This window comes from Pseudomonas sp. 1L-E-NC-VB-C3 (assembly GCF_057291535.1).
In genome coordinates this window covers 323,488-349,547 of record NZ_JBXAWD010000001.1, presented here as the reverse complement: position 1 = coordinate 349,547, position 26,060 = coordinate 323,488, and the positions used below count along the sequence as shown (strand labels likewise).

22 protein-coding genes are annotated in these 26,060 nt (G+C 60.7%); 15 read left to right on the top strand and 7 right to left on the bottom strand.

Annotation, left to right across the window (positions count from 1 at the left end; translation table 11 throughout):
• Nucleotides 1–21: 21 nt before the first annotated feature.
• Both gcvH and gcvP read left to right on the top strand, forming a co-directional pair.
• Nucleotides 22–405, top strand: a complete 384-nt coding sequence (gene gcvH, locus AC0Z5Z_RS01545) for a glycine cleavage system protein GcvH (RefSeq protein ID WP_150742944.1) — start codon at nt 22–24, stop codon at nt 403–405.
• A gap of 236 nt (nt 406–641) precedes the next feature.
• Entirely contained in the window at nt 642–3,515 is a 2,874-nt protein-coding gene (gene gcvP / locus AC0Z5Z_RS01540; RefSeq protein WP_485610621.1) for an aminomethyl-transferring glycine dehydrogenase, read from the top strand.
• Between the two features lie 186 nt (nt 3,516–3,701).
• On the opposite strand, the gene AC0Z5Z_RS01535 is transcribed toward gcvP, so the two are convergent.
• The 3 genes from AC0Z5Z_RS01535 to AC0Z5Z_RS01525 all read right to left on the bottom strand — a co-directional run bounded on the left by AC0Z5Z_RS01535 (nt 3,702) and on the right by AC0Z5Z_RS01525 (nt 6,303).
• Nucleotides 3,702–4,022 (bottom strand): DUF2388 domain-containing protein, encoded by a 321-nt coding sequence (locus AC0Z5Z_RS01535; RefSeq protein WP_172667868.1) that lies wholly within the window; start codon nt 4,020–4,022, stop codon nt 3,702–3,704.
• 65 nt (nt 4,023–4,087) lie between these two features.
• The gene (gene tfpB, locus AC0Z5Z_RS01530) at nt 4,088–5,872 is read right to left on the bottom strand and encodes a type IV pilus assembly ATPase TfpB (protein WP_024014732.1); all 1,785 of its coding nucleotides are present in this window, start codon (nt 5,870–5,872) and stop codon (nt 4,088–4,090) included.
• 92 nt (nt 5,873–5,964) lie between these two features.
• Nucleotides 5,965–6,303, bottom strand: coding sequence for a hypothetical protein (locus AC0Z5Z_RS01525; RefSeq protein WP_256807839.1), 339 nt, complete (start codon nt 6,301–6,303; stop codon nt 5,965–5,967).
• Nucleotides 6,304–6,429: 126 nt separating this feature from the next.
• Here AC0Z5Z_RS01525 and AC0Z5Z_RS01520 point away from each other — a divergent pair, with 126 nt between their 5' ends.
• Entirely contained in the window at nt 6,430–6,894 is a 465-nt protein-coding gene (locus AC0Z5Z_RS01520) for an Lrp/AsnC family transcriptional regulator (RefSeq protein ID WP_024014730.1), read from the top strand.
• Nucleotides 6,895–7,075: 181 nt separating this feature from the next.
• Here AC0Z5Z_RS01520 and AC0Z5Z_RS01515 read toward each other — a convergent pair whose 3' ends face one another.
• Nucleotides 7,076–8,446: a CYTH domain-containing protein gene (locus AC0Z5Z_RS01515; protein WP_041476882.1), complete on the bottom strand. Its 1,371-nt coding sequence runs from the start codon at nt 8,444–8,446 to the stop codon at nt 7,076–7,078.
• A 156-nt stretch (nt 8,447–8,602) separates the two neighbouring features.
• Between AC0Z5Z_RS01515 and argE the strand changes: the two genes are divergently transcribed.
• Together argE and argA are read left to right on the top strand one after the other, a co-directional pair.
• Complete coding sequence (gene argE / locus AC0Z5Z_RS01510) at nt 8,603–9,757, top strand: acetylornithine deacetylase (protein ID WP_095181289.1); 1,155 nt, start codon at nt 8,603–8,605, stop codon at nt 9,755–9,757.
• Between the two features lie 262 nt (nt 9,758–10,019).
• Nucleotides 10,020–11,321: an amino-acid N-acetyltransferase gene (argA, locus tag AC0Z5Z_RS01505; RefSeq protein WP_016772647.1), complete on the top strand. Its 1,302-nt coding sequence runs from the start codon at nt 10,020–10,022 to the stop codon at nt 11,319–11,321.
• 133 nt (nt 11,322–11,454) lie between these two features.
• Here argA and tauA read toward each other — a convergent pair whose 3' ends face one another.
• A complete protein-coding gene (tauA, locus tag AC0Z5Z_RS01500) occupies nt 11,455–12,444 on the bottom strand; it encodes a taurine ABC transporter substrate-binding protein (RefSeq protein WP_485610695.1) in 990 nt (329 codons plus the stop codon).
• A 364-nt stretch (nt 12,445–12,808) separates the two neighbouring features.
• Here tauA and AC0Z5Z_RS01495 point away from each other — a divergent pair, with 364 nt between their 5' ends.
• The 8 genes from AC0Z5Z_RS01495 (at nt 12,809) to AC0Z5Z_RS01460 (ending at nt 20,085) form a co-directional block, all read left to right on the top strand.
• Entirely contained in the window at nt 12,809–14,167 is a 1,359-nt protein-coding gene (locus AC0Z5Z_RS01495) for an OprD family porin (protein ID WP_095181290.1), read from the top strand.
• A gap of 292 nt (nt 14,168–14,459) precedes the next feature.
• Nucleotides 14,460–15,098 carry a peroxiredoxin gene (locus tag AC0Z5Z_RS01490; protein WP_041476878.1) on the top strand — a complete coding sequence of 213 codons (639 nt, stop codon included), beginning with the start codon at nt 14,460–14,462 and terminating at the stop codon, nt 15,096–15,098.
• A gap of 315 nt (nt 15,099–15,413) precedes the next feature.
• Nucleotides 15,414–16,007, top strand: a complete 594-nt coding sequence (gene ssuE, locus AC0Z5Z_RS01485) for an NADPH-dependent FMN reductase (RefSeq protein ID WP_041476877.1) — start codon at nt 15,414–15,416, stop codon at nt 16,005–16,007.
• A gap of 89 nt (nt 16,008–16,096) precedes the next feature.
• Complete coding sequence (locus AC0Z5Z_RS01480) at nt 16,097–17,071, top strand: sulfonate ABC transporter substrate-binding protein (protein WP_041476876.1); 975 nt, start codon at nt 16,097–16,099, stop codon at nt 17,069–17,071.
• Nucleotides 17,072–17,096: 25 nt separating this feature from the next.
• Entirely contained in the window at nt 17,097–18,245 is a 1,149-nt protein-coding gene (gene ssuD, locus AC0Z5Z_RS01475; RefSeq protein ID WP_133335804.1) for an FMNH2-dependent alkanesulfonate monooxygenase, read from the top strand.
• 9 nt (nt 18,246–18,254) lie between these two features.
• Complete coding sequence (ssuC, locus tag AC0Z5Z_RS01470) at nt 18,255–19,037, top strand: aliphatic sulfonate ABC transporter permease SsuC (RefSeq protein ID WP_027610511.1); 783 nt, start codon at nt 18,255–18,257, stop codon at nt 19,035–19,037.
• On the top strand, nt 19,034–19,840 hold the full coding sequence (gene ssuB, locus AC0Z5Z_RS01465; protein ID WP_150637055.1) for an aliphatic sulfonates ABC transporter ATP-binding protein: 807 nt from the start codon (nt 19,034–19,036) through the stop codon (nt 19,838–19,840). The genes ssuC and ssuB overlap by 4 nt, the downstream gene beginning before the upstream one ends.
• Before the next feature lie 29 nt (nt 19,841–19,869).
• On the top strand, nt 19,870–20,085 hold the full coding sequence (locus AC0Z5Z_RS01460; protein WP_003229256.1) for a TOBE domain-containing protein: 216 nt from the start codon (nt 19,870–19,872) through the stop codon (nt 20,083–20,085).
• Between the two features lie 161 nt (nt 20,086–20,246).
• Here the strand turns inward: AC0Z5Z_RS01460 and AC0Z5Z_RS01455 are convergent, their stop codons facing one another.
• Both AC0Z5Z_RS01455 and AC0Z5Z_RS01450 read right to left on the bottom strand, forming a co-directional pair.
• Nucleotides 20,247–20,879, bottom strand: a complete 633-nt coding sequence (locus tag AC0Z5Z_RS01455; RefSeq protein WP_041476873.1) for a TetR/AcrR family transcriptional regulator — start codon at nt 20,877–20,879, stop codon at nt 20,247–20,249.
• Nucleotides 20,880–21,162: 283 nt separating this feature from the next.
• Nucleotides 21,163–22,539, bottom strand: a complete 1,377-nt coding sequence (locus AC0Z5Z_RS01450) for a glutamine synthetase family protein (protein ID WP_016772657.1) — start codon at nt 22,537–22,539, stop codon at nt 21,163–21,165.
• A gap of 728 nt (nt 22,540–23,267) precedes the next feature.
• On the opposite strand from AC0Z5Z_RS01450, the gene AC0Z5Z_RS01445 reads away from it, so the two are divergent.
• Nucleotides 23,268–24,626, top strand: a complete 1,359-nt coding sequence (locus AC0Z5Z_RS01445) for a glutamine synthetase family protein (protein ID WP_016772658.1) — start codon at nt 23,268–23,270, stop codon at nt 24,624–24,626.
• Nucleotides 24,627–24,682: 56 nt separating this feature from the next.
• Entirely contained in the window at nt 24,683–26,047 is a 1,365-nt protein-coding gene (locus AC0Z5Z_RS01440) for an aspartate aminotransferase family protein (protein WP_056786233.1), read from the top strand.
• The last annotated feature ends 13 nt before the right edge of the window (nt 26,048–26,060 follow it).

Sequence of the window (26,060 nt, the reverse complement as noted above, 5' to 3'; positions counted from 1 at the left end):
CCAATTTCCGAGGAACCGAAGATGAGCGATATCCCTGCCGAACTGCGTTTTGCCGAAAGTCATGAATGGGCGCGTCTGGAAGCTGACGGCACCGTCACCGTGGGCATCAGCGATCACGCGCAGGAAGCGCTGGGCGACGTGGTGTTCGTCGAGTTGACCGAAGTCGGCAAGGTGTTCGCCGCCGGTGATCAATCCGGCGTGGTCGAGTCGGTGAAAGCCGCCTCCGACATCTACGCCCCGGTCAGCGGTGAAGTCATCGCGATCAACGAGGCGCTGACCGACTCGCCAGAAGAGCTGAATAATGACCCGTACGGCGCGTGGATCTTCAAGCTCCAGCCAAGCGACAAGGCCGAGCTGGACAAGCTGCTGGATGCTGCTGGGTACAAGGCTGCAATCGGCGAGTAAGTTGCCGGCAACACCCAAAGCCCCGATTCGTCGGGGCTTTTTTATGGGCGACGAATATCCCTTTGTGGGAGCGAGCCTGCTCGCGAAAGCGCCATATCAGTCAATGCCAAGGTTTCTGAAACACCGCTTTCGCGAGCAGGCTCGCTCCCACAGGGGCGGCGTGATCTTGAAAATTCGCCTGCTATGCTGGTTTGACCGTGTCGATTGACGCCAAGCGCCAGCCAGGAGAGCCCGTCATGTCCCAGTCGCCGTCCCTGAGCCAGTTACGCGATCCCGAAGCCTTTCTGCGCCGCCACCTTGGCCCGGATGCCGCCGAGCAGCAGGCGATGCTCGACAGCCTCGGCCTGGGCAGTCGCGCCGAGCTGATCGAGCAGACCGTGCCGCCGGGCATTCGCTTCAATCGCGCACTGGATCTGCCGCCGGCACTCGACGAACAGGCTGCGCTGGCGAAACTACGCGGTTATGCCGAGCAGAATCAGCTGTTCACCAGCCTGATCGGCATGGGCTATCACGGCACGGTGACGCCGACCGTCATTTTGCGCAACGTGCTGGAAAATCCTGGCTGGTACACCGCGTACACCCCATACCAACCTGAAATCGCTCAAGGCCGGCTCGAAGCGTTGCTCAATTTTCAGCAACTGACCATCGACCTCACCGGCCTGGAACTGGCCAACGCCTCGCTGCTCGATGAGGCCACCGCAGCGGCCGAAGCCATGGCGTTGGCCAGGCGCGTGGCGAAGTCGAAGAGCAATCTGTTTTTTGTGGATGAAAACTGCCACCCGCAAACCCTCTCCGTGGTACAGACCCGCGCCGAAGGTTTCGGCTTCGAACTGATCGTAGACGCGGTGGATAATCTGGCGCAGCACGAGGTGTTCGGCGCGCTGCTGCAATACCCCGACACCCACGGCGAAATCCGCGATCTCAAACCCTTGATCAATCACCTGCACGCGCAACAGGCCCTGGCCTGCGTCGCCACCGACCTGCTCAGCCTGCTTTTGTTGACGCCGCCGGGTGAGTTGGGTGCCGACGTGGTGTTCGGTTCGTCCCAGCGTTTCGGTGTGCCGATGGGTTATGGCGGCCCTCATGCGGCGTTTTTCGCCAGCCGCGAGGAATACAAACGGGCGATTCCGGGACGAATCATCGGTGTGTCGAAAGATGCTCGTGGCAACGTCGCGCTGCGCATGGCCCTGCAAACCCGCGAGCAACACATCCGCCGCGAGAAAGCCAATTCGAACATCTGCACAGCGCAGGTACTGCTGGCCAATATCGCCAGTTGCTACGCGGTGTATCACGGCCCCGAAGGCTTGAAGCGTATCGCCCAGCGCGTGCATCGCCTGACCTGCCTCCTCGCGGCGGGACTCGAGCGCAACGGTATCAAACGGCTCAACGAGCAGTTCTTCGACACCCTGTCCCTAGAGGTCGGCGGTGCGCAAACGGCGATCATCGAAAGTGCTCAGGCAGCGCAGATCAACCTGCGCATTCTCGGTCGCGGCCGCGTCGGTCTGAGTCTGGATGAGACCTGTGATGAACACACCGTGGCAAAACTGTTCGACGTGCTGCTCGGGGCTGATCACGGCCTGAGCGTTGATGCGCTTGATGCGGAGGACATCGCCTCGGGAATTCCCGACGAACTCCAGCGCAGCACGCCGTACCTGCAACATCCGGTGTTCAACGCTCACCACAGCGAAACCGAGATGCTGCGTTACCTCAAACAACTGGAAAACAAGGATCTCGCGCTCAATCAGTCGATGATTCCGCTCGGTTCCTGCACGATGAAGCTCAACGCCACCAGCGAGATGATCCCGATCACCTGGCCGCAGTTCGCCCATCTGCATCCCTTCGTGCCGAGGGAGCAAGCTGTCGGTTACATACTGATGATCGAAGAACTTGAGCGTTGGCTCTGCGCGATTACCGGTTTCGACGCGATCTGCATGCAGCCCAATTCCGGCGCCCAGGGCGAATACGCCGGGCTTTTGGCGATCCGTAAATATCACGAGAGCCGGGGGGAGGGCGCGCGGGATATCTGCCTGATTCCGTCGTCGGCCCATGGCACCAACCCGGCCTCGGCGCAGATGGCCGGAATGCGTGTGGTGATTGTCGAATGCGATGAGGCGGGCAACGTCGATCTGGAAGACTTGAAGCTGAAAGCCGCAGAGGCCGGGAACAAGTTGTCGTGCCTGATGGCGACCTACCCGTCGACCCATGGCGTTTACGAGGAAGGCATCAGCGACATCTGCGCAGTGATCCACCAGCACGGCGGCCAGGTGTACATGGATGGCGCGAACCTCAATGCCCAGGTTGGTCTCGCCCGACCGGCGGACATTGGCGCCGACGTCTCACACATGAACCTGCACAAGACCTTCTGCATTCCCCATGGCGGCGGCGGGCCGGGCATGGGGCCGATCGGCGTCCGTGCGCATCTGGCGCCGTTCGTCGCCAACCATCCGGTGGTGCCGATTGACGGACCGCTGGCACAAAACGGCGCAGTCAGCGCAGCACCGTGGGGCAGTGCGAGCATTTTGCCGATCAGTTGGATGTACATCGCCATGATGGGCCCGCAACTGGCGGACGCCAGCGAGGTGGCGATTCTGGCGGCAAATTATCTGGCGCAGCATCTATCCGGGGCATTCCCGGTGCTTTACGCCGGGCGCAACGGCCGGGTGGCGCATGAATGCATTCTTGATTTGCGCCCACTGAAGGCTCAGACCGGCATCAGCGAGGAAGACGTTGCCAAGCGGCTGATGGATTACGGCTTCCACGCGCCGACCATGTCCTTCCCGGTGCCCGGTACGTTGATGGTCGAGCCGACCGAGAGCGAATCCAAGGCAGAACTCGACCGCTTCATCGCGGCGATGCTGAGCATTCGCGCAGAGATCAATGAAGTGCAGAAGGGCAACTGGCCGGGCGAAGACAATCCGCTCAAACGCGCGCCGCATACCTTGGCCGATGTCACTGGAGTCTGGGAGCGACCCTACAGTGTCGAACAGGCCATCACCCCGGATGCGCACACACGCTTGCACAAATATTGGCCGGCGGTGAATCGGGTGGACAACGTTTACGGGGATCGCAACCTGTATTGCGCGTGTGTCCCGGTGGATGATTACCGCTGATCTCTAAATCCACCGCCGTCCCTGTGGGAGCGAGCCTGCTTGCGAAAGCAATCGTCCAGCCAGCATTTTCGGTGACTGGCTCACCGCTTTCGCGAGCAGGCTCGCTCCCACAGGGTTTTGTATCGGTTTCAGAAGACGGGCAAAAAAATGCCGCTCGATCGAGCGGCATTTTCATCGGCGCAACGTTTACTCGGAAGCCACGGCGTTCTTCGCCAGAATCGCGTTCGCCAGTTCCATGTCCGAAGCCTGCAGGCCCGGGTTGTCGGCGCGGACTTTCTGCATGGCTGCTTCCAGGTACGGGCCACGGATGCCGCCGTCGCTGGCGACGAAGCTGCCGGCGTCGTCCTGGGCGGCGACGATCAGCTTGTGATCCTTGAACGTCAGGTAGGTCGAGCCGGTGGTGGCACCGGAGGAGATGACGTTACGCCAAAAGCTGTCCGCCATGGCCGAACCAACGGGAAGCGACAGCAGGGCCAAGGTGGCGACAGCAAGTTTGAGACGCATGATGAGGTGACTCCTGGGATTGACTACGGCGTTGGATAGCCGATCCCCCGATCCAGTTCCGTGCTGAATTATTTCAACTCACTTTGCGGCGTCACCCGCAGCACTTCTTCCACCGTGGTCAGCCCCGCCGCGACTTTCTGCGCGCCGGACAGGCGCAGGCTGCGCATGCCTTCCTTGAATGCCTGACGCCTGATCGCGGTGAGGTCGGTATCCGGGGTGATCAGCGCTTTGAGGCTGTCGCTCAGTTGCATGATTTCGTAGACCCCGGCGCGGCCGCGATAGCCGGTGTCGCGGCATTCCAGGCAACCGATCGCTCGCTGCGCATTGCTCGGCAGCGGCGCTTGCCAGGGCCGGGTCAGGGTTTGCCAGTCTTCATCCTCGAGCGTCAGTGGCGCCTTGCAGTGCGGGCATAACGTGCGCACCAGACGCTGAGCCATAACGCCGAGCACGGTGGCTTTGATCAGGTAATGCGGCACACCGAGTTCGAGCAAACGGCTGATGGCGCTTGGTGCATCGTTGGTGTGCAGGGTGGACAAGACCAAGTGGCCGGTGAGTGCGGCCTGAATCGCCATTTCCGCAGTTTCCAGATCGCGGATCTCGCCGATCATGATGATGTCCGGGTCCTGTCGCATCAGCGCGCGCACTCCAGCGGCGAAGGTCAGTTCGATGTTGTGCTGCACCTGCATCTGGTTGAAGGCCGGCTCGACCATTTCGATCGGGTCCTCGATGGTGCAGAGGTTGACCTCCGGCGTCGCAAGTTTTTTCAGCGTGGTGTACAGGGTGGTGGTCTTGCCCGAACCGGTCGGCCCGGTGACCAGAATGATGCCGTTGGGCTGGCGGGTCATGTCCTGCCAGCGCCGCAGGTCGTCGGCGCTGAAACCCAACTGGTCGAAATTCTTCAGCAGCACTTCCGGGTCGAAAATCCGCATGACCATTTTTTCGCCGAACGCCGTCGGCAAGGTCGACAAACGCAACTCCACTTCGCCGCCGTCCGGAGTCTTGGTCTTGACCCGGCCATCCTGGGGTTTGCGTTTTTCCGCGACGTTCATGCGACCGAGGCTTTTCAGGCGGCTGACGATCGCCATGGTCACCTGCGGCGGGAATTGATAGACGTTGTGCAGCACGCCGTCGATGCGAAAGCGCACGGTGCCGTGCTCGCGGCGCGGTTCGATGTGGATATCGCTGGCGCGCTGCTGGAAGGCGTACTGGAACAGCCAGTCGACGATGTTGACGATGTGCGCGTCGTTGGCGTCCGGCTCCTGGTCGCTGGCGCCGAGGTTGAGCAGTTGTTCGAAGTTGCCGAGGTTGCCGCCCTGGGCGTCGGCATTGCTGGCGCCGCTGACCGATTTGGCCAGACGAAAGAATTCGACGCTGAAGCGCTGGATGTCGACCGGGTTGGCCACAACGCGTTTGATCGGCAGCTTCAATACGTGGGTCAGGTCAGCTTCCCAACCGCTGACGTAGGGCTGAGCGCTGGCCACGGTGACCGAGTCGCGGTCCACGGCGACGGCGAGAATCTTGTGGCGCTGGGCGAAGGCGTAGGACATCAGCGGCGTGATCGCCGCGACATTGATTTTCAGCGGATCAATGCGCAAATACGGCTGACCGGCCTGTTGCGCCAGCCACAGGGTCAGGCTTTCCAGATCCAGATGTTTGCCCGGACGGCTGAGGTCGTCGAGTTGCTGGCTGGCGATGAATTCCAGCGGATGCATCTGCCCGTGAGCAGCATGGCGACGGCGGGCATTGAGCGCCTGTTCCGCCGCGTCCTGGCAGATGAAGCCTTGGGCGACCAGTTCCCGTAATACATCGTTGAGGTCCAGCCAGCGGTCCTGAGTGACAAATTGAACGGACATGCGGCTTTCCTTTTTAAGCGTTATGCGCAAAAGGATAGTCGTGGCCCCGCTGACCGTTGGGCCACTACCCGACGAAGCCGTTGCCGGATTTGTCAGCCGGCAGCCTGTGCGGGCGCCTGCCACGCCGCGTCGGCGTTGTGCAGATCCACCGCGCAGACGCTGATCAGGTTGCGCAGTTTCTCCGCGATCACCTGCGCGCGATGCCAGCTCAGGCCGCTCATGAGGAGGTCGATCGACATCAGATCGTCCTGGCGCTGGACGTTGATCTGCTCCGGGGTCAGAAACTGCAAGGCGAACAGATTCAGCACGCGCACCAGCAGGTCCGGCTCGGCCTCGGCGAGGATCCGGTACTGCGCCAGGCAATGGGCGTTGTTGACGTTCCAGACATCGGCGCGGGTGGGGGTGCTGTTCACGGCTTCAAGGTGCGGCATGGCGAGTCTCCAAAATCACTGGAGAAATTTTTACATTCGGTGCGGGGTATTTCTTGGCTATGATCGGCGTCTGAACGGATTTATCGAAAGAGTTGATTCGTGAAAGCTGATCTTTGAGGATTTTTTATGCACAGCGAGCTGGACGCCTACGACCGCAAGATCCTCGCCTTGCTGCAGGAAGACGCTTCGCTGTCGAGCGCGCAGATCGCCGAGCAGGTCGGCTTGTCGCAATCGCCGTGCTGGCGGCGGATTCAGCGGATGAAGGAGGAGGGCATCATTCGCGGCCAAGTGACCTTGCTGGATCGCAAGAAGATCGGCCTGAACACGCAGATTTTTGCCGAGATCAAACTCAACGCTCATGGGCGTTCGAACTTCACCGAATTCACCGAGGCGATTCGCGGCTTTCCGGAAGTGCTGGAGTGTTATGTGCTGATGGGCGCAGTGGACTTCATGTTGCGCATAGTCGCGGCAGACATTGAGGCATACGAGCGGTTCTTCTTCGAGAAGCTGTCGCTGGTGCCGGGGATACAGGAAGTGAATTCGATCGTGGCATTGTCGGAGATCAAGTCCACCACCAGCCTGCCGGTCTAGTGCGGATGGCCTTTGTGGCGAGGGGATTTATCCCCGCTGGGCTGCGCAGCAGACCCCGCTTGATCGTTCCCACGCTCCGCGTGGGAATGCAGCCCGGGACGCTCTGCGTCCCAAAGCGGACGCAGAGCGTCCATTGAGGCGTGCCCACGCAGAGCGTGGGAACGATCAGGTGGGAAGGTGTTTAGCTGCGCAGGAGGATTTTCCAGGCGCGGTTCTGGTACACCGCAATCGCCTGATGCTTGCGTGCATCGAGCAGTTCGTCGGTGATGGTCGGCTCGTTGGCCAGTTGCGCCAGTTTGTTCAGCTCACCGTACAGGCGATCCATTTCCGGGATGTCCAGCACGTTGCGCGCATGGTGCAACCAGACCTGAATGCGTTCGATACGCGGCAGTTGTTCAGCGAGATCTTCCGGCTGCTGCTGATAGCGTTGCAGCTGCAGAGCAGTGGCTTCTTCGCCGAGCAGACGCGGCAGCCAGCTGTGCAGTTGCGCGTCACCCTGACGATTACCGCGAGTGTTGCGGTCGGCGGTCCAGGTGCGGGCCAGCAGCCAGCGTGAAGCGTTCAGCGAGAACTGGCCCCAGCGCGGGTCTTCCAGTTCTTCGAGGAACTGCTCCGGCGCGGCCTTGCGCACGTCTTCGTCTTCGATACCGACCTGTACCAGCGGACGCCAGTCTTCCAGCAAGGCATCGAGGGCCACGCGCAGATCGTGGGTCGACTGACGCGGCGCAGCCTGACCGAGGCTGCTGAGCAGGGCGCGCATTTCCGCGAGGTTCTCGACCCAGTCCTGCAGCAGACGCCAGTGGCCGTTGAAGCGATATTGTTCGGCCAGACGCTGGCTGCTGCCGAGCAGATGCCAGCTCAGCGCGGCGAAGGCGTCGTCGAGACGGGTTTCGGTGGTCAGCTGCGGCGCTGGCAGGCTCAGCGAGTAGCTGTTGGCGTCGTGCAGGCGATAACCACGCTCGGCCTTGCTGATATCGCATGGCATCAGCGCCAGGGTTTCGGCCAGTTCGGCAGCCAGTTCCAGCAACGCAGCAGGCTCGCCTTCGCGCAGCTCCAGTTCCAGCTCGCAGATTTCTTCTTTCTGCTTGCCGACCACCACGTGACCGAGATCCAGCGCGGCTTCAATGACTACTTTGGTCTTGCCACGGCCCCAGGCGATTTCGGCGCGCTCGCGGACGAAATCGGTGGTGAAGATCGGCTTGAGGGTTTTCTTGTCCAGCTCGGCGAGCGACTCGGGCCAGCATTCGCCGTCGAGTTTCTTCACGTCGAGCTTGGCTTTCGGCAGTTTCCAGTCGTACTCGTTACGCTCGGACAGACCGGCGACGCTCTGGCCACGGGTCTTGAGAGTTTGAATCACTTCGTCACCGTCCTTGCGCAGGCGCAGGGCGACCTTGGCCTGGGCGAGGTCGCGCTCGGGGGTGTCGAAGTACTGGTTCATCAACTCACGGCGTTCCCAGCCACTTTTGTTGCGTTTCTTCAGCAGCGGGTGCTCGCGCAGGGCAGCGAGGGTTTCGCGGCTGACGCGGAGTTTGATTTCAGTTTCTTTTTGCATGGCCGGAACATCCAGAATCGGGAGCGCAGCCGGGGGAATGTGTGGCTGCCAAGGCCGTGCAGTGTACAGGAGTCAAACTTCCTACGCCCTGCGGCGGTTTATTCCGCGCGCCGGATGGTTCTATAGTGGGCCTCAATCCGGGACCTGGAGTCAGTGATGCCATTGCCGTCCATGCAAGACCAGTTCGCCGCGCTGATTGCCGCGCCATCGGTCAGCTGTACCCAACCGAACCTGGACCAGTCCAACCGCGCCGTCATCGATCTGCTGGCGTGCTGGCTCGGTGACCTGGGTTTCAGCTGCGATATACAGCAGGTCAGCCCCGGCAAATTCAATCTGCTTGCCAGTATCGGCAGCGGCCCCGGCGGCCTGGTGCTGGCCGGGCACAGCGACACCGTACCTTATGACGACGCGTTGTGGCAGACCGACCCGCTGAAGCTCACCGAAGTCGACGGTCGCTGGGTCGGGCTGGGCAGTTGTGACATGAAGGGCTTCTTCGCGCTGATCATCGAAGCCGTGCGGCCGCTGCTCGATCAGCCGTTCAAGCAACCGCTGCTGATCCTCGCCACCTGCGACGAAGAAAGCTCGATGTCCGGCGCCCGCGCACTGGCCGAGGCCGGGCAGCCGCTGGGCCGCGCGGCGGTGATCGGCGAGCCGACCGGGCTCAAGCCGGTTCGCATGCACAAAGGCATCATGATGGAGCGCATCGACATCCTCGGGCAGAGCGGCCATTCGTCGGATCCGCGCCTGGGCCACAGCGCCCTTGAAGCGATGCACGATGCCATCGGCGAACTGCGCGGTCTGCGTCTGTTGTGGCAGCGTGAATTCAGCAACCCACAGTTCAGCGTGCCGCAACCGACGATGAACTTCGGCTGCATTCATGGCGGCGACAATCCCAATCGCATCTGCGGCCAGTGCTCGCTGGAATTCGACCTGCGGCCGCTGCCGGGCATGGACCCGAGCCTGCTGCGCGCGGAAATCCTGCGCAAGCTCAACCCGGTGGCCGAGCGGCATAAGGTGAAAATCGATTACAAACCGCTGTTCCCGGAAGTGCCGCCGTTCGAGCAGTCCGAAGATGCCGAACTGGTGCGCATCGCTGAAAAGCTCACCGGCCATCGCGCCGAAGCAGTAGCGTTCGGCACCGAAGCGCCTTATCTTCAGCGCCTCGGCTGCGAAACCATCGTCCTCGGCCCCGGCGACATTGCCTGCGCGCATCAACCCGGCGAGTACCTTGAAATGTCACGTTTGCAGCCTACCGTGCATCTGATTCGGCAGTTGATTGAACATTACTGCCTGACGACAGACGAACGATGACGGCCCTGTGTGGGAGCGAGCCTGCTCGCGAAAGCGTTTTGTCAGTCGCCATTGATGAACCTGATCCACCGCTTTCGCGAGCAGGCTCGCTCCCACAGGGTTAAATGTCTTGCATCAACCCGGTAAATTGCCTGCACCACAACCCGTATTCATGAGGAGAGCGCGCGTGTCGCCAAGCCTGTTCCGACGATAACCATCAGCCCGCTGTGCGTTTTTCGTTTCGCCCCTTTTTTCGGCTGCTCTTTATTACAGGCCCAGGTTCATGCCCGAATACGTCAATTGGCTTCGCCACGCGTCTCCTTACATCAATGCCCACCGCGATTGCACCTTCGTCGTCATGCTTCCCGGCGACGGCGTCGAGCATCCGAATTTCGGCAATATCGTCCACGACCTGGTCTTGCTGCACAGTCTGGGCGTGCGTCTGGTGCTGGTGCACGGCTCGCGCCCGCAGATCGAAACCCGCCTCGCCGCCCGTGGCCTGACCCCGCATTACCATCACGGCATGCGCATCACCGATGCCGCGACGCTTGAGTGTGTGATCGATGCGGTCGGCCAGTTGCGCATCGCCATCGAAGCACGGCTGTCGATGGACATGGCCTCGTCGCCGATGCAGGGCTCGCGTCTGCGCGTGGCCAGCGGCAACCTCGTCACCGCGCGGCCGATCGGTGTGCTGGAAGGTGTCGACTATCACCACACCGGCGAAGTGCGTCGGGTCGACCGCAAGGGCATCAATCGCCTGCTCGATGAGCGCTCGATCGTGCTGTTGTCGCCGCTGGGCTATTCGCCGACCGGCGAGATCTTCAACCTTGCCTGCGAAGACGTCGCCACCCGCGCTGCGATTGATCTGGGCGCGGACAAGCTGCTGTTGTTTGGCGCCGAGCTCGGCCTGATCGACGAAAACGGCAAACTGGTGCGCGAACTGCGCCCGCAACAAGTGCCGGCACATTTGCAGCGTCTGGGCATGAGCAACTATCAAGCGGAATTGCTCGATGCCGCCGCCGAAGCCTGTCGAGGCGGCGTTGCGCGCAGCCATATCGTCAGTTACGCCGAAGATGGTGCGCTGCTGACCGAGCTGTTCACCCGTGACGGTGGCGGTACGCTGGTGGCGCAGGAGCAGTTCGAACTGGTGCGCGAAGCGGCGATTGAAGACGTCGGCGGTTTGCTCGACCTGATCAGTCCGCTGGAAGAGCAGGGCATTCTGGTACGCCGCTCGCGGGAAGTGCTGGAGCGCGAGATCGAGCAGTTCAGCGTGGTCGAGCGCGAAGGCATGATCATCGCCTGTGCGGCGCTGTATCAGATTGCCGATTCCGATGCTGGCGAACTGGCGTGTCTGGCGGTGAATCCGGAATACCGCCACGGCGGACGCGGCGACGAGTTGCTCGAACGCATCGAAACCCGCGCGCGGGCGCAGGGTTTGAAAACCCTGTTCGTACTCACCACGCGCACCGCGCACTGGTTCCGCGAGCGCGGTTTCGAGCCAAGCAGCGTCGAACGCCTGCCAGCGGCGCGGGCGTCGCTGTACAACTATCAGCGTAATTCGAAGATCTTCGAAAAGACCCTCTGAACAACAGCGAGGTCTGTGGCGAGGGGATTTATCCCCGCTGGGTCGCGTAGCGGCCCCCTGTGTTTTCACTTGGAATCGCTGGGGGACTGCTGTGCAGCCCAACGGGGATAAATCCCCTCGCCACTTTCTGCATTCAGTCAGTGATGAATTTGGCGCTGACGTACGGCGAATAATCAGGCAGCACCGTCTCGACCTTGCCCTGTTCCTTCAGGAATTTCGCCGTTTCGGCAATGGCCTTGGCGGTGCCGCCGTCCAGCAGCGCCGTGGTTTGCTGCGCCTTGGCATCCGGGAACGCCGATCCGGCCAGCAGTTCCGGCACATCTGCTGCGTTGGCACCGGTCAATTTGGCGATTTTCTGCACAGGCACCGAGTCGGCCGTCCAGCTGTCTTTGTGTGCGGCGTAATCAGCGAACGAATCCAGGGTGACCTTGGCGAATTTCGCCACGACCTCGGGATGCTTCTCGGCAAAGTCCTTGCGCGCCACCCACACCTCGAAGGTTGGCGCACCCCACTGGCCGACCTGGGCGGCGTCGGTCAGGGTCTTGCCGGTCTTGCGGATCTCGCCCAGCGCCGGCGACCAGACAAACGCACCATCAATGTCGCCACGCTTCCACGCGGCGGCGATTTCCGCCGGTTGCAGGTTGACCACTTTGACTTGCGAAGTATTCAGGCCCCAGTGCTTCAGCGCCCCAAGCAGACTGTAGTGCGAGGTCGACACGAACGGTGTGGCGATGGTCTTGCCGACCAGATCCTGCGGTTTGTCGATGCCGCTGCCGTTGCGCACCACCAAGGCTTCTGCGGCATTAATCTGCGCCGAAACGATAAACGCCACGATCGGCAAATTGCGCGAGGCCGCTGCAGCCAAGGGACTCGAGCCAAGGTTGCCTATCTGTACGTCGCCAGAAGCAATGGCTGTCACTACTTCCGGGCCGCTGTTGAAACGACGCCAGTCGATCTTCTCGCCGATGGTTTTTTCATAGACACCATCGGCCTGCGGCACTTTGCTCGGATCGATCCCGGTCTGGTAACCGACCGTCAGACCGGCGGCATGTGTGGAAAAAGAAAACAGTGCCGACACACAAACTGTAACAAATTGACTTGATAGTGCGCGTTTCGCCATGATGCGTCGCCTTTTCGATGGGATTTGCCGTGTTGGGAGCACGGCAAAGCTAATCGATCTAAAAAAAGGTCAACAAATACCATTTAGGAATGAGCTTAGGCGCCGATACGCTGTTTCCCGGCGCGGATGGCCATTAATGGGCCATATACCTGAATGGCATGAAAAAGGACGAATAAATTCTTTTTGGGATTATCAGGAAGTCTTTACGCTGCAGGGACCAAATCACTCGCGATTAGACGATGGTCGTAGACATACAAGGTTACGATTGACTTGGCAGTCACGGTCTGGCGCTAATCGCGAATCTTAGGATTCAGGGCAAATCGACCCCGAACCAGGAACACAAGAATTAGAACGAGAGGAGCGATACATGAACAAGTCCACCTTGGCCCTGGCTGTGGCCGTTGGGGTTATGGCGCAGCAGGCAGGCGCCGCCGGTTTCATCGAAGACAGCAAGGCTACTCTGGGTCTGCGTAACTTCTATATCAACACTGACAACCGTAACGGCACTGCCGAACCAAGCCGCAACGAAGAGTGGGGCCAAGGCTTCGATCTGCGTTTCATTTCCGGTTACACCCAAGGCACTGTCGGCTTCGGTATCGATGCCATCGGCCTGTTGGGCGTACGTCTGGATTCGGGCGGCGGCACCAACGGTAACGTTGCCTCCAACGGCACCCCAGGCACTGCTTACGGCGGCACTGTTTTCCCAAGCGAATCCAACGGTCAGGCAGTTGATAACTTCTCCAGCCTGGGCCTGACAGCCAAAGCGAAGATCTCCCAGACCGAACTGAAGCTGGGTACCCTGCAGCCGAAGAACCCGGTCATCGTCACCAACGACGGTCGTTTGCTGCCGCAAACCTGGCAGGGTGGCCAGATCACTTCCGGCGAGATCAAGGACCTGACTCTGGTCGGTGGCCAGATCGAGCACGTGAAAGGTCGTAACTCCAGCAACAATGAACAGCTGTCGATCGGTGGTGCAAACGCACGCACCGCGAACAGCAACAAGTTCATCTACGCCGGTGGTGATTACAAAATCACCAAGGACCTGACTGCCCAGTACTACTACGGCAATCTGGAAAACTTCTACAAGCAGCATTTCCTGGGTCTGGTGCATAACTGGTCGATCGGTCCAGGTGTGTTGAAGTCCGACTTCCGTTACTTCAATAGCTCCGACGACGGCCGTAATGGCGATGAATCTGCCTATTTCAGCAACGGTGCCTACGGCAACAGTTCGCTGGGTAACGGCAAAGGCAAGGTCGACAACAATCTGTACAGCGGCCTGTTCCTGTACACCGTTGCCGGTCACACCTTTGGTGGCGGCTATCAGGTGAGCAACGGCAGCAGCGACTTCCCTTGGCTGAACCAGGGCGACGGTTCGTCGAACTACACCATCACCGACATGCAGATCCAGAAGTTCAACCGTGCCGGCGAGCGCACTTGGCAAGCACGTTACTCCTATGACTTCGCCAAGGTTGGCGTGCCTGGCCTGACCGCAGGCATGGTTTACCTGCGTGGCGACAATGTCGATACCTACGCGAGTCGTGTGCAAACCTCCAATGGCGCTTCCGAGTGGGAACGCGATCTGACCGTGGCGTACGTGGTTCCGGAAGGCCCGTTGAAGAACGTCGGCTTCATGTGGAAAAACGCTTCGTGGCGCACCGACATCGCCGGTCAACGCGACCAGGACGAAAACCGCCTGATCCTCAGCTACTCGATCCCGCTGTTGTAATAGCACTCGAGCAACTGAAGCAAAAAAAAGCCCCGTCCGGCATCGCGCCGGACGGGGCTTTTGCGTTTCGAGTCAGGCTCACCCCCGTAAGCCCTTCTCGATTTCCCTCTTTGCTGCAACTCAAGGCCTTCTCGAACCTTGCGTTGGATGTTCGTCGCGATGCGGGTCGGTGTCCAATGAACAGATGTTTAATATTCATTAATGATCTAGATATCTAGTTATTTATTCTTTTTCACGCTGATCGATCCCGAGCTACAGTTGTTGCCTCCCATCCCTCATCAGGAGCAGCACCATGAGCCTCAGACTCGGCGACATCGCCCCCGATTTCGAACAAGACTCCAGCGCCGGCAAGATTCGTTTCCACGAATGGCTGGGCGATAGCTGGGGTGTGCTGTTTTCCCATCCGGCGGACTTCACTCCTGTGTGCACCACCGAGCTGGGTTTCACCGCCAAGCTCAAGGATGAATTCAGCCGACGCGGCGTCAAGGCCATCGCGCTGTCGGTCGACCCGGTGGACTCGCACCACAAGTGGATCGAAGACATTAACGAAACCCAGAACACCATCGTCAATTTCCCGATCCTGGCCGATGCCGATCGCAAGGTCTCCGATCTCTACGACCTGATCCACCCGAACGCCAATGACACGCTGACCGTGCGTTCGCTGTTCGTCATCGACCCGAACAAGAAGATCCGCCTGACCATCACCTACCCGGCGAGCACCGGGCGTAATTTCCACGAGATTCTGCGGGTGATCGACTCGCTGCAACTCACCGACAACTACAAAGTCGCCACACCGGCCAACTGGCAGGACGGTGAAGAGGTGGTGATCGTGCCGTCGCTCAAGGACGAAGACGAGATCAAGCAGCGCTTCCCTAAAGGCTATCGCGCGGTGAAGCCGTACCTGCGCCTGACGCCGCAGCCGAACAAATAAGATTTGTGGTGCAGTCACCGCCGCTTTCGCGAGCAGGCTCGCTCCCACATTTGCAATGCATTCCCCTGTGGGAGCGAGCCTGCTCGCGAAGGCGTCAGTCCAGGCACTTGAGAATCCAGAATCACAACGCAGGGGAATTTCGGCCGTTTCGACGGCCTTTTTTTTCGCCTGGATTCTGCTCCGCGATATATCTCTTAAATGCATAACCAAATGAATAAATATGATTTATGGATATATAAATCAGCTGGTAAGGTCACTGCCATTGAAGCGAGATCGCAGCCTGCGAATCGCCTGTAACGCTTAAAGGAATCTGCAATGCTGGTCGTCTCACTCGGTGGCAGCCCCAGCCTGCGCTCCCGTTCCGGGGTGCTGCTGGAGCGTTCGCAACGCTGGTTGCAACAGCAAGGGGTGGAAGTGGTGAGTTATCAGGTGCGGGACTTCCCGGCCGAGGATCTGCTCCACGCGCGCTTCGACAGTCCGAAGGTCCTCGACCTGTTGCAACAGATCGCAAACGCCGATGGCCTGCTGATCGCCACGCCGGTGTACAAGGCCTCGTTTTCCGGTGCGCTGAAGACCCTGCTGGATCTGCTCCCCGAGCGTGCCTTGAACCACAAGATTGTCTTGCCGATGGCCACGGGCGGCAGCATCGCCCACATGCTGGTGGTCGATTACGCCCTCAAGCCTGTGCTGTCGGCACTCAAGGCCCAAGAGATGCTTCAGGGCATTTTCGCCGAGGACAGCCAGATCGCTTACGGCGAAGGCAGTGCCGCCGCGCAACTGGCGCCGGCCCTGGAGCAGCGCTTGCACGAGGCCCTGGATCAGTTCATCGGCGCCATGGCGCGCCGGCCGAAACCGCTGGAGCCAGGCCTGCTGAACGAACGTTTGTTGAGTGCTCGCTGGAGCATTTAAGCCTTATCGAAACTTGAAGTACTGGCCTTACTCGCCCGCCAACGGGCAAGCAGGTGCAGCCACAACCCAACAGCAAAAAGGAGAGCGCTATGCGCACTGTATTTTTGCGTCGTGGTCTGGTCGCTCTGTTTGCTGCGGCTGTCACCTTCGGCGCCATCACCCAAGCTCAAGCCGAGACATTGCGGATCGGTTATCAGAAGTACGGCACGCTGGTGCTGCTGAAAGCCAAAGGCACGCTCGAAAAACGTCTGGCGGCGCAAGGCGTCGACGTGCAATGGACGGAATTCCCCGGCGGCCCGCAGCTGCTCGAAGGCCTCAACGTCGGCTCGATCGATTTCGGCGTGACCGGCGAAACTCCACCGGTTTTCGCCCAGGCCGCTGGCGCGGATCTGCTCTACGTCGCCTATGAACCGCCAGCGCCGAACAGCGAAGCGATCCTCGTGCCGAAAGACTCGCCGATCAAATCGGTGGCCGACCTCAAAGGCAAGAAAGTCGCCCTGAACAAAGGCTCCAACGTGCACTACCTGCTGGTGCGTGCACTGGAAGACGCCGGCCTCAAGTACAGCGATATTCAGACCGTGTTCCTGCCGCCGGCCGATGCTCGCGCTGCGTTCGAACGTGGCAGTGTCGACGCCTGGGTCATCTGGGATCCGTATCAGGCCGCTGCCGAGAAACAACTGCAAGCGCACACCCTGCGCGACGGCAAAGGCATCGTCGACAACCATCAGTTCTATCTGGCCACAAAACCTTACGCGCAGAAAAATCCCGAGGTGATCAAGACCCTCGTCGAAGAGGTGCGCGCGGTTGGTGAATGGTCGAAAGCCAATCCCGAAGACGTGACGCAACAGGTCGCGCCGCTGCTCGGCCTGCCGGCGGACATCACCCTGACCTCGGTGAAACGCCAGGGCTACGGCGCGCTGTTCCTGACCCCGGAAGTGGTCGCTGCGCAACAGAAAATCGCCGACACGTTCTTCCAGCTCAAGCTGATTCCCAAGCCGTTGAGCATCAAGGATGTGATCTGGACCCCGCCGGCCGCTGTGGCCCAAAGCTCCCAAGCCCAGTAATTCGAATCCACAAGGAGACCACTCCATGAGCCTCAATATCTTCTGGTTCCTGCCGACCCACGGCGACGGCCATTACCTTGGCACCGCCGAAGGCGCCCGCGCGGTTGATCACGGTTATCTGCAACAGGTCGCGCAAGCGGCGGATCGTCTGGGGTTTGGCGGTGTGCTGATACCCACCGGGCGTTCCTGCGAAGACTCATGGCTGGTCGCGGCCTCGCTGATTCCGGTGACCCAGCGTCTGAAATTCCTCGTCGCCCTGCGCCCCGGGATCATTTCCCCGACGGTCGCGGCGCGCCAGGCTGCGACGCTGGATCGTCTGTCCGGCGGGCGTGCCCTGTTCAATCTGGTCACCGGTGGTGACCCGGAAGAACTGGCCGGTGACGGGCTGTTCCTCAACCACGAAGAGCGCTATCAGGCCTCAGTGGAATTCACCCGCATCTGGCGTCGCGTGCTGGAAGGCGAAACCGTCGATTATGACGGCGAGCACATAAGCGTGAAGGGCGCGAAGCTGCTCTATCCGCCGATCCAGCAACCGCGTCCGCCGCTGTATTTCGGTGGCTCTTCGGAAGCGGCGCAAGATCTGGCCGCCGAGCAAGTGGAAATGGTCCTGACCTGGGGCGAGCCGCCGGCAGCGGTGGCCGAGAAGATCGCACAAGTGCGCGCCAAAGCTGCCAGGCTCGGCCGCACCGTACGCTTCGGCATTCGCCTGCATGTGATCGTCCGCGAAACCAATGCCGAAGCCTGGCAAGCGGCGGATCGGCTGATTTCGCATCTGGACGATGACACCATCCAACGTGCGCAGGCTTCGCTGGCGCGCTTCGATTCGGTCGGCCAGCAACGCATGGCCGCGCTGCACGGTGGCAGCCGCGACAACCTCGAAGTCAGCCCGAATCTCTGGGCTGGCGTCGGTCTGGTGCGCGGCGGTGCCGGTACCGCACTGGTCGGCGATGGCCCGACCGTGGCAGCGCGGGTCAAGGAATATGCGGATCTGGGCATCGATACCTTCATCTTCTCCGGTTATCCACACCTCGAAGAATCGTATCGGGTAGCCGAGCTGCTGTTCCCGCATCTTGACGTTGAACGCCCGGAACTGCCGAAGAGCGCCGGTTATGTCAGCCCGTTCGGCGAGATGGTCGCCAACGACATCCTGCCCAAAGCCGCGTCGCAGAGCTGAGGCGCGGCCATGAACAAATTTATCCACAGCCTCGCGCCCTGGGCGTTGCCGGTGTTGCTGCTGGCGGTGTGGCAGTTGTCGGTGTCGGCCGGTTGGTTGTCGACGCGGATTCTGCCGGCACCGGTGGCGGTGATCGAAGCCGGTGTCAGTCTGGTGCGCAGCGGCGAGATCTGGACACACCTGGCGATCAGCGGCTGGCGCGCAGCACTCGGTTTCACCATCGGCGGCAGCATCGGTCTGGTGCTGGGTTTCATCACCGGCCTGTCGAAGTGGGGCGAACGCCTGCTCGACAGCTCGGTGCAGATGATCCGCAACGTGCCGCACCTGGCGCTGATTCCGCTGGTGATCCTGTGGTTCGGCATTGACGAGTCAGCGAAGATTTTCCTCGTGGCGCTGGGCACTTTGTTCCCGATTTACCTCAATACTTACCACGGCATCCGCAACGTCGACCCGGCGTTGGTGGAGATGGCGCGCAGTTATGGTCTGAGCGGTTTCAGCCTGTTCTGGCAGGTGATTCTGCCGGGTGCGTTGCCGTCGATTCTGGTTGGCGTGCGCTTCGCCCTGGGCTTTATGTGGCTGACGCTGATCGTCGCTGAAACCATCTCGGCCAGCTCCGGTATCGGCTATCTGGCGATGAACGCCCGCGAGTTCCTGCAGACCGATGTGGTGGTGCTGGCGATCCTGCTTTACGCGGTGCTCGGCAAACTCGCCGACCTCGCCGCCCGTGGTCTTGAACGTGTGTGGCTCCGCTGGCACCCGGCCTATCAGGTTGCCAAGGGAGGTGCGGCATGACTGCTCAACAACCTCCACGCCTGTTGCGCGGGATTCCGTTGGCAGTGCGCAACCTGCAGAAGACCTTCGGCTCACGCCAGGTGTTGCGCGACATCGATCTGCACATTCCGGCGGGGCAGTTTGTCGCCGTGGTCGGGCGCAGCGGTTGTGGCAAGAGCACGTTCTTGCGCTTGCTCGCCGGCCTCGATCAACCCTCTGGCGGCGAGCTGCTGGCCGGCTCCGCACCGCTCAGCCAGGCGCGCGACGATACGCGGCTGATGTTCCAGGAAGCGCGGCTGCTGCCGTGGAAAAAGATCATCGACAACGTCGGTCTTGGCCTCAAGGGCAACTGGCGCCAGCAAGCGCTGGATGCATTGGAAGCAGTGGGCCTGGCCGATCGCGCCAATGAATGGCCGGCGGCGTTGTCCGGCGGCCAGAAGCAGCGTGTCGCGCTGGCCCGGGCGCTGATTCACCAGCCGCGTCTGCTGCTGCTCGACGAACCGCTCGGCGCACTGGATGCCCTGACCCGCATCGAGATGCAGCAACTGATCGAACGGCTCTGGCAGCAACACGGTTTTACCGTGCTGCTGGTGACCCATGACGTCAGTGAAGCGGTGGCGATCGCCGATCGGGTGATCCTGATCGAGGACGGCGAAGTTGGCCTCGACCTGCACGTCGAACTGCCGCGCCCCAGGGTGCGTGGCTCGCATCGCCTCGCCGCACTGGAAACCGAAGTGCTCAACCGTGTTCTGTCCCTGCCCGGCGAACCGCCGGCGCCGGAACCCGTTTCACCCCTGCCTACGCAATTGCGCTGGGCGCAATAACACCTTTATCAACGACAGGAATCAATGCCATGACTATCAAAGCCATCAACGTGCGCAACCAGTTCAAAGGCTCGATCAAGGAAATCGTCCTCGGCGACGTGCTGTCGGAAATCGACGTGCAGACCGCTTCGGGCATCGTCACTTCGGTGATCACCACCCGTTCTGTGAAAGAGTTGGAGCTGGTGGTCGGCAGTGAGGTGATCGCCTTTGTGAAATCCACCGAGGTGTCCATCGCCAAGTTGTGAGCCGGTGAGCAAAAAACAACCCCGGAGGGTGTGAGCCCTGCGGGGTTTTTTGTGCCTGTCGCGGATTCGGCGGCGCGGCTTTCGCGAGCAGGCTCGCTCCCACAGGGGAACGCATTTCAAATGTGGGAGCGAGCCTGCTCGCGAAAGGGCCGGTGCATGCGCTAGAGATTTCTTTTGGGTAGATACGGCGGAAGGTACAACCCGATATAGGCATCAAACACGCGCATCCCTTCCTCGGCCATGCGCGGGGTGATCTGCCCGTGCTGCTGCACCGAACGTGCATAAACCCGGTCGCCCAGTTCCATCGCCAGGGCAAACACATCGACATCGTCCGGCAGCCTCGGCAACTCGAAATGCTGGTCGAACAGCTTGTGCATCAGGTCGCCCAGTTCGAGGTCGTGCTGGCGGTCGGCCTGGGTGACTTCGGTCAGGCCATGTTGCGCCAGGATCAATTGCCGCGCGGCTGCGTCTTCGTCGTAGATCTCGAGCATGCGCTGTTCGACCAGTCGCGACAGATCTCGCCAGTCGCGCAAGGCATCATGATCGATCGGTGCTTGCAGGCAAGCGCGGAAGGCTGCGTGGACATCGGCGGTCAGCGCTTCGAGCAGCGCCGGGACGCTGGCGAAAAAGTGATACACGGAAGAGGGCGGAATCTGCGCGCGTTCGGCGACGCTGTAGATCGACAGACTGGCCACGCCCTCGGCCGCCAGCAACGTGCGCGCGGCATCGAGGATCGAATCGATCCGCGCCTGACTGCGGGCACGGGGTTTGCGAACGGTGGCGGGACGCGTCATGGAAGTCTCCTGCGGGGCAGCGGGCATTGTACGAGGCGGTTCAGGTGTTGTCTGCCAGTACCCTGTGGCGAGGGGATTTAGCGAAACGTCGCACCGCCCCGTTCGGCTGCGCAGCAGTCGTAAACCCTGAGAGCCGGGTATTCCTGACACACCGAGTGGGATGGATTTGGGGCTGCTTCGCAACCCAGCGGGGATAAATCCCCTCGCCACAGGTTTTGTGTTCGGCCATAAAAAAAACGCCGTGGGCGCGAAGCCAACGGCGTTTCTTTGGACGTTACAACGCTTAAACAGTATGCAGATACCAGTTGTATTCAAGGTCGGAGATGGAGTGTTCGAACTCCTCCAGCTCGCTTTCCTTGCAGGCAACGAAGATATCGATGTACTTCGGATCGATGTACTTGGCCATCACCTCGCTGTCGTCCAGCTCGCGCAGGGCATCGCGCAAGTTGTTCGGCAGGCTCTGTTCGTTCTGCTCGTAGCTGTTGCCTTCGACAGGCGCGCCCGGTTCGATCTTGTTGACCAGGCCGTGGTGCACGCCGGCCAGTACCGAAGCCATCAGCAGGTACGGGTTGGCGTCGGCGCCGGCCACGCGGTGCTCGATACGTACGGCATCGGCAGAGCCGGTCGGTACGCGAATCGCCACGGTGCGGTTGTCCAGGCCCCAGCACGGCGAGTTCGGTACGTAGAACTGCGCGCCGAAGCGACGGTAGGAGTTGACGTTCGGGCAGAGGAAAGCCATCTGCGCCGGCAGGGTCTCGAGCACACCGCCGATCGCGTGACGCAGCGCGGCGTTCTGCTCGGGATCCTCGCTGGCAAAAATGTTTTTGCCGGCTTTGTCCAGAATCGAAATGTGTACGTGCAGACCATTGCCCGCCTGGCCCGGATACGGCTTGGCCATGAAGGTGGTGTCCATTTCATGGTCGTAGGCGATGTTCTTGATCAGACGCTTGAGCAGGACCGCGTAGTCGCAGGCCTTGATCGGGTCGGCGACGTGGTGCAGGTTCACTTCGAACTGCGCCGGGGCACTTTCCTTGACGATCGCGTCGGCCGGGATGCCTTGCTCTTTGGCACCTTCCAGAATGTCCTGGAGGCAGTCGACGTATTCGTCGAGGTCGTCGATCAGGTAGACCTGAGTCGAGTGCGGGCGTTTGCCGGAGATCGGCGAGCGTGGCGGCTGTGGACGGCCGTTCACGTTTTCCTGGTCAATCAGGTAGAACTCGAGTTCGAAGGCGGCGCAAATGGTCAGGCCGAGCTCGTCGAACTTGGTCACCACCTGGCGCAGCACTTCACGGGGATCGGCGAAGAACGGATCGCCTTCGAGTTCGTGCATGGTCATCAACAGCTGCGCGGTCGGGCGCTTCTGCCATGGCTCGTTGCACAGGGTATCGGGGATCGGATAGCAGATACGATCGGCGTCGCCGATGTCCAGGCCCAGACCGGTGCTTTCCACCGTGGAGCCGTTGATATCCAGAGCAAATAGAGAGGCCGGCAGGTTGATGCCTTTCTCGTAAACCTTGTGGAGGCTGGTGCGTTCGATGCGCTTGCCGCGCACCACACCATTCATATCCGCAATCAGAAGGTCAACGTACAGAACCTCAGGATGTTCCTTAAGGAACGCGTTCGCTTCGTTAAGCTGAACGGCACGCGGGGGTACCGACATGATGCAACACCTTTGTTGTTAAAAATATCAATCATTGATCTTTTCTGGTTTCAGTCAACCCGAACGGCCTGCCGAAGTCAAGCGAGGCCTTTTTTGCCCCGAAAAAGCGCTTGAAGGGCATTTATGGGGCACTTTGGGGCGTTTTTTCCAACCTTGAACGTTGCTCAGCTGCGGGCTTGAGCAGGCCGTGTTGTATTTTTTACGGGGGTGTTGTGTAAAAAAATGAACAAGGCTAAGCTCCGGTCAAACCCATAACAGCAATAATACCGGGGTGCTTCATGTCTCGCCTGCCGTTAATCGGCCTCACCGACTGCTCGCAACAGTCCGGTCTGCATGCTCATCACATCAGTGGCGATCAATCCGTCCGTAGCGCAGCCAGCAAGGCGCGCAGCCTGTTGACGAGACTCTCGTCAACATCCGGCAAAACGGCAGCGTCCGATATTCTGGACGTCGGGCACAGCATCCGCTTTATGGCGTCTCCTTCCACTATAGAACTCTTTCCCGCTCAAAGCCCGTGCCGCACTTGGCGCCGTGCTTTTGATTCTGCACGTTTGCAAAGTGCACGGGAAATGCAACGCCAGCGTCAAGGGCAGGTAAGCTCCTCTTTCATTGTCTATGCGCGGTGCCAGGCGTAAGCCGGCACTGCGCGAGCAAGCCCCCTTTAACGCGACGCCGCAAGCGTCAAAATTGCCTGACATCGCGTCAGGAGACTCAGCCCAGAGGCATTTATGAGTAACAACCTCGACCAGCTCACCGATTGGTTGAAAGACCGCAAGATCACAGAAGTCGAATGCATGATCGGCGACTTGACCGGGATCACCCGGGGCAAGATTTCGCCGACCAACAAGTTCATCGCCGAGAAAGGCATGCGTCTGCCGGAGAGCGTGCTGCTGCAGACCGTGACCGGCGACTACGTCGAAGACGACATCTATTACGAACTGCTCGACCCGGCCGACATCGACATGATCTGCCGTCCCGACCAGAACGCCGTGTACCTGGTGCCGTGGGCGATCGAGCCGACCGCGCAGGTGATCCACGACACCTACGACAAGCAAGGCAACCCGATCGAGCTGTCGCCACGCAACGTCCTCAAGAAAGTCTTGAAGCTGTATGCCGACAAGGGCTGGCAGCCGATCGTGGCGCCGGAAATGGAGTTCTACCTGACCAAGCGCAGCGACGACCCCGACTATCCGTTGCAGCCGCCGATCGGCCGCTCGGGCCGTCCGGAAATCGGTCGGCAGTCGTTCTCCATTGAAGCGGCCAACGAATTCGACCCGCTGTTCGAAGACGTCTACGACTGGTGCGAATTGCAGGAGCTGGACCTCGACACGCTGATCCACGAAGACGGCACCGCGCAGATGGAAATCAACTTCCGTCACGGTGATGCCCTGTCGCTGGCCGATCAGATTCTGGTGTTCAAGCGCACCATGCGCGAGGCCGCGCTCAAGCACGATGTCGCTGCGACATTCATGGCCAAGCCGATGACCGGCGAGCCGGGCAGCGCCATGCACCTGCACCAGAGCATCATCGACATTCAGACCGGCAAGAACGTTTTCTCCAACGAAGACGGGACCATGAGCCAGCTGTTCCTGCACCACATCGGTGGCTTGCAGAAACTGATCCCCGAGCTGTTGCCGCTGTTCGCGCCGAACGTCAACTCGTTCCGCCGCTTCCTCCCGGACACTTCGGCACCGGTGAACGTCGAGTGGGGTGAAGAAAACCGCACCGTCGGCCTGCGTGTACCGGATGCCGGCCCGCAGAACCGGCGCGTGGAAAACCGCCTGCCGGGCGCCGACGCCAACCCGTACCTGGCGATCGCCGCGAGCCTGCTCTGCGGTTACATCGGCATGGTCGAGGGCCTGAACCCGAGCGCGCCTGTGGTCGGCCGTGGTTACGAGCGCCGCAACCTGCGCCTGCCGCTGACCATCGAAGACGCGCTGGAGCGTATGGAAAACAGCGCGACCATCGAGAAGTATCTCGGCAAGACCTTCATCACCGGCTACGTCGCGGTCAAGCGGGCCGAGCATGAAAACTTCAAGCGCGTGATCAGTTCCTGGGAGCGTGAGTACCTGCTCTTCGCCGTCTGATACGCCGGGCGCGGCGGCCAGCCGTCGCGCCTTCACCGATAACAAGGAGAATTGGCATGACCAGCAACAACCCGCAAACCCGTGAGTGGCAAGCGCTGAGCAGCGATCACCACCTGGCCCCGTTCAGCGACTTCAAGCAACTGAAAGAGAAGGGCCCGCGGATCATCACCAACGCCAAGGGCGTTTACCTGTGGGACAGCGAAGGCAACAAGATCCTCGACGGCATGGCTGGCCTCTGGTGCGTGGCGATCGGTTACGGTCGCGATGAACTGGCCGATGCCGCCGCCAAACAGATGCGCGAGCTGCCGTATTACAACCTGTTCTTCCAGACTGCCCACCCGCCGGCGCTGGAACTGGCCAAGGCGATCGCCGAAGTGGCGCCAGAAGGCATGAACCACGTGTTCTTCACCGGCTCCGGCTCCGAAGGCAACGACACCATGCTGCGCATGGTCCGTCACTACTGGGCGATCAAAGGCCAGCCGAACAAGAAAGTCATCATCAGCCGCAAGAACGGTTATCACGGTTCGACCGTGGCCGGCGCGAGCCTCGGCGGCATGACTTATATGCACGAGCAGGGCGACCTGCCGATTCCGGGCATCGTCCACATCGCGCAGCCGTACTGGTTTGCCGAAGGCGGTGACATGTCGCCGGAAGAGTTCGGCATCTGGGCGGCCAATCAGCTCGAAGAAAAGATTCTCGAAGTCGGCGTCGACAACGTCGGTGCCTTTATTGCCGAGCCTATTCAGGGTGCCGGCGGCGTGATCATTCCGCCCGACACCTACTGGCCGCGCATCAAGGAAATCCTCGCCAAGTACGACATCCTCTTCGTTGCCGATGAAGTGATCTGCGGTTTCGGCCGTACCGGTGAGTGGTTCGGTAGCGATTTCTACGACCTTGCGCCTGACATGATGACCATCGCCAAGGGCCTGACCTCCGGCTACATCCCGATGGGCGGGTTGATCGTGCGTGACTCGGTGGTGGCCGTGCTCAACGAAGGCGGCGATTTCAACCACGGCTTCACTTACTCCGGGCACCCGGTGGCAGCCGCGGTGGGCCTGGAAAACATCCGCATCCTGCGCGACGAAAAAATTATCGAGAACGCCCACAACGAAACGGCACCGTATTTGCAGAAACGTCTGCGTGAGCTGAACGATCACCCGTTGGTGGGTGAAGTTCGCGGCGTCGGTCTGCTGGGGGCGATCGAGCTGGTGCAGGACAAGGCCACGCGCAAGCGTTACGAAGGCAAGGGCGTGGGCATGATCTGCCGGCAGTTCTGCTTCGACAACGGCCTGATCATGCGCGCAGTCGGCGACACCATGATCATCGCGCCGCCGCTGGTGATCAGCAAAGCCGAGATCGATGAGCTGGTTACAAAAGCACGCAAGTGTCTGGACCTGACCCTCAATGCGCTGCAGGCCTAGGTGCTAGGCTTTG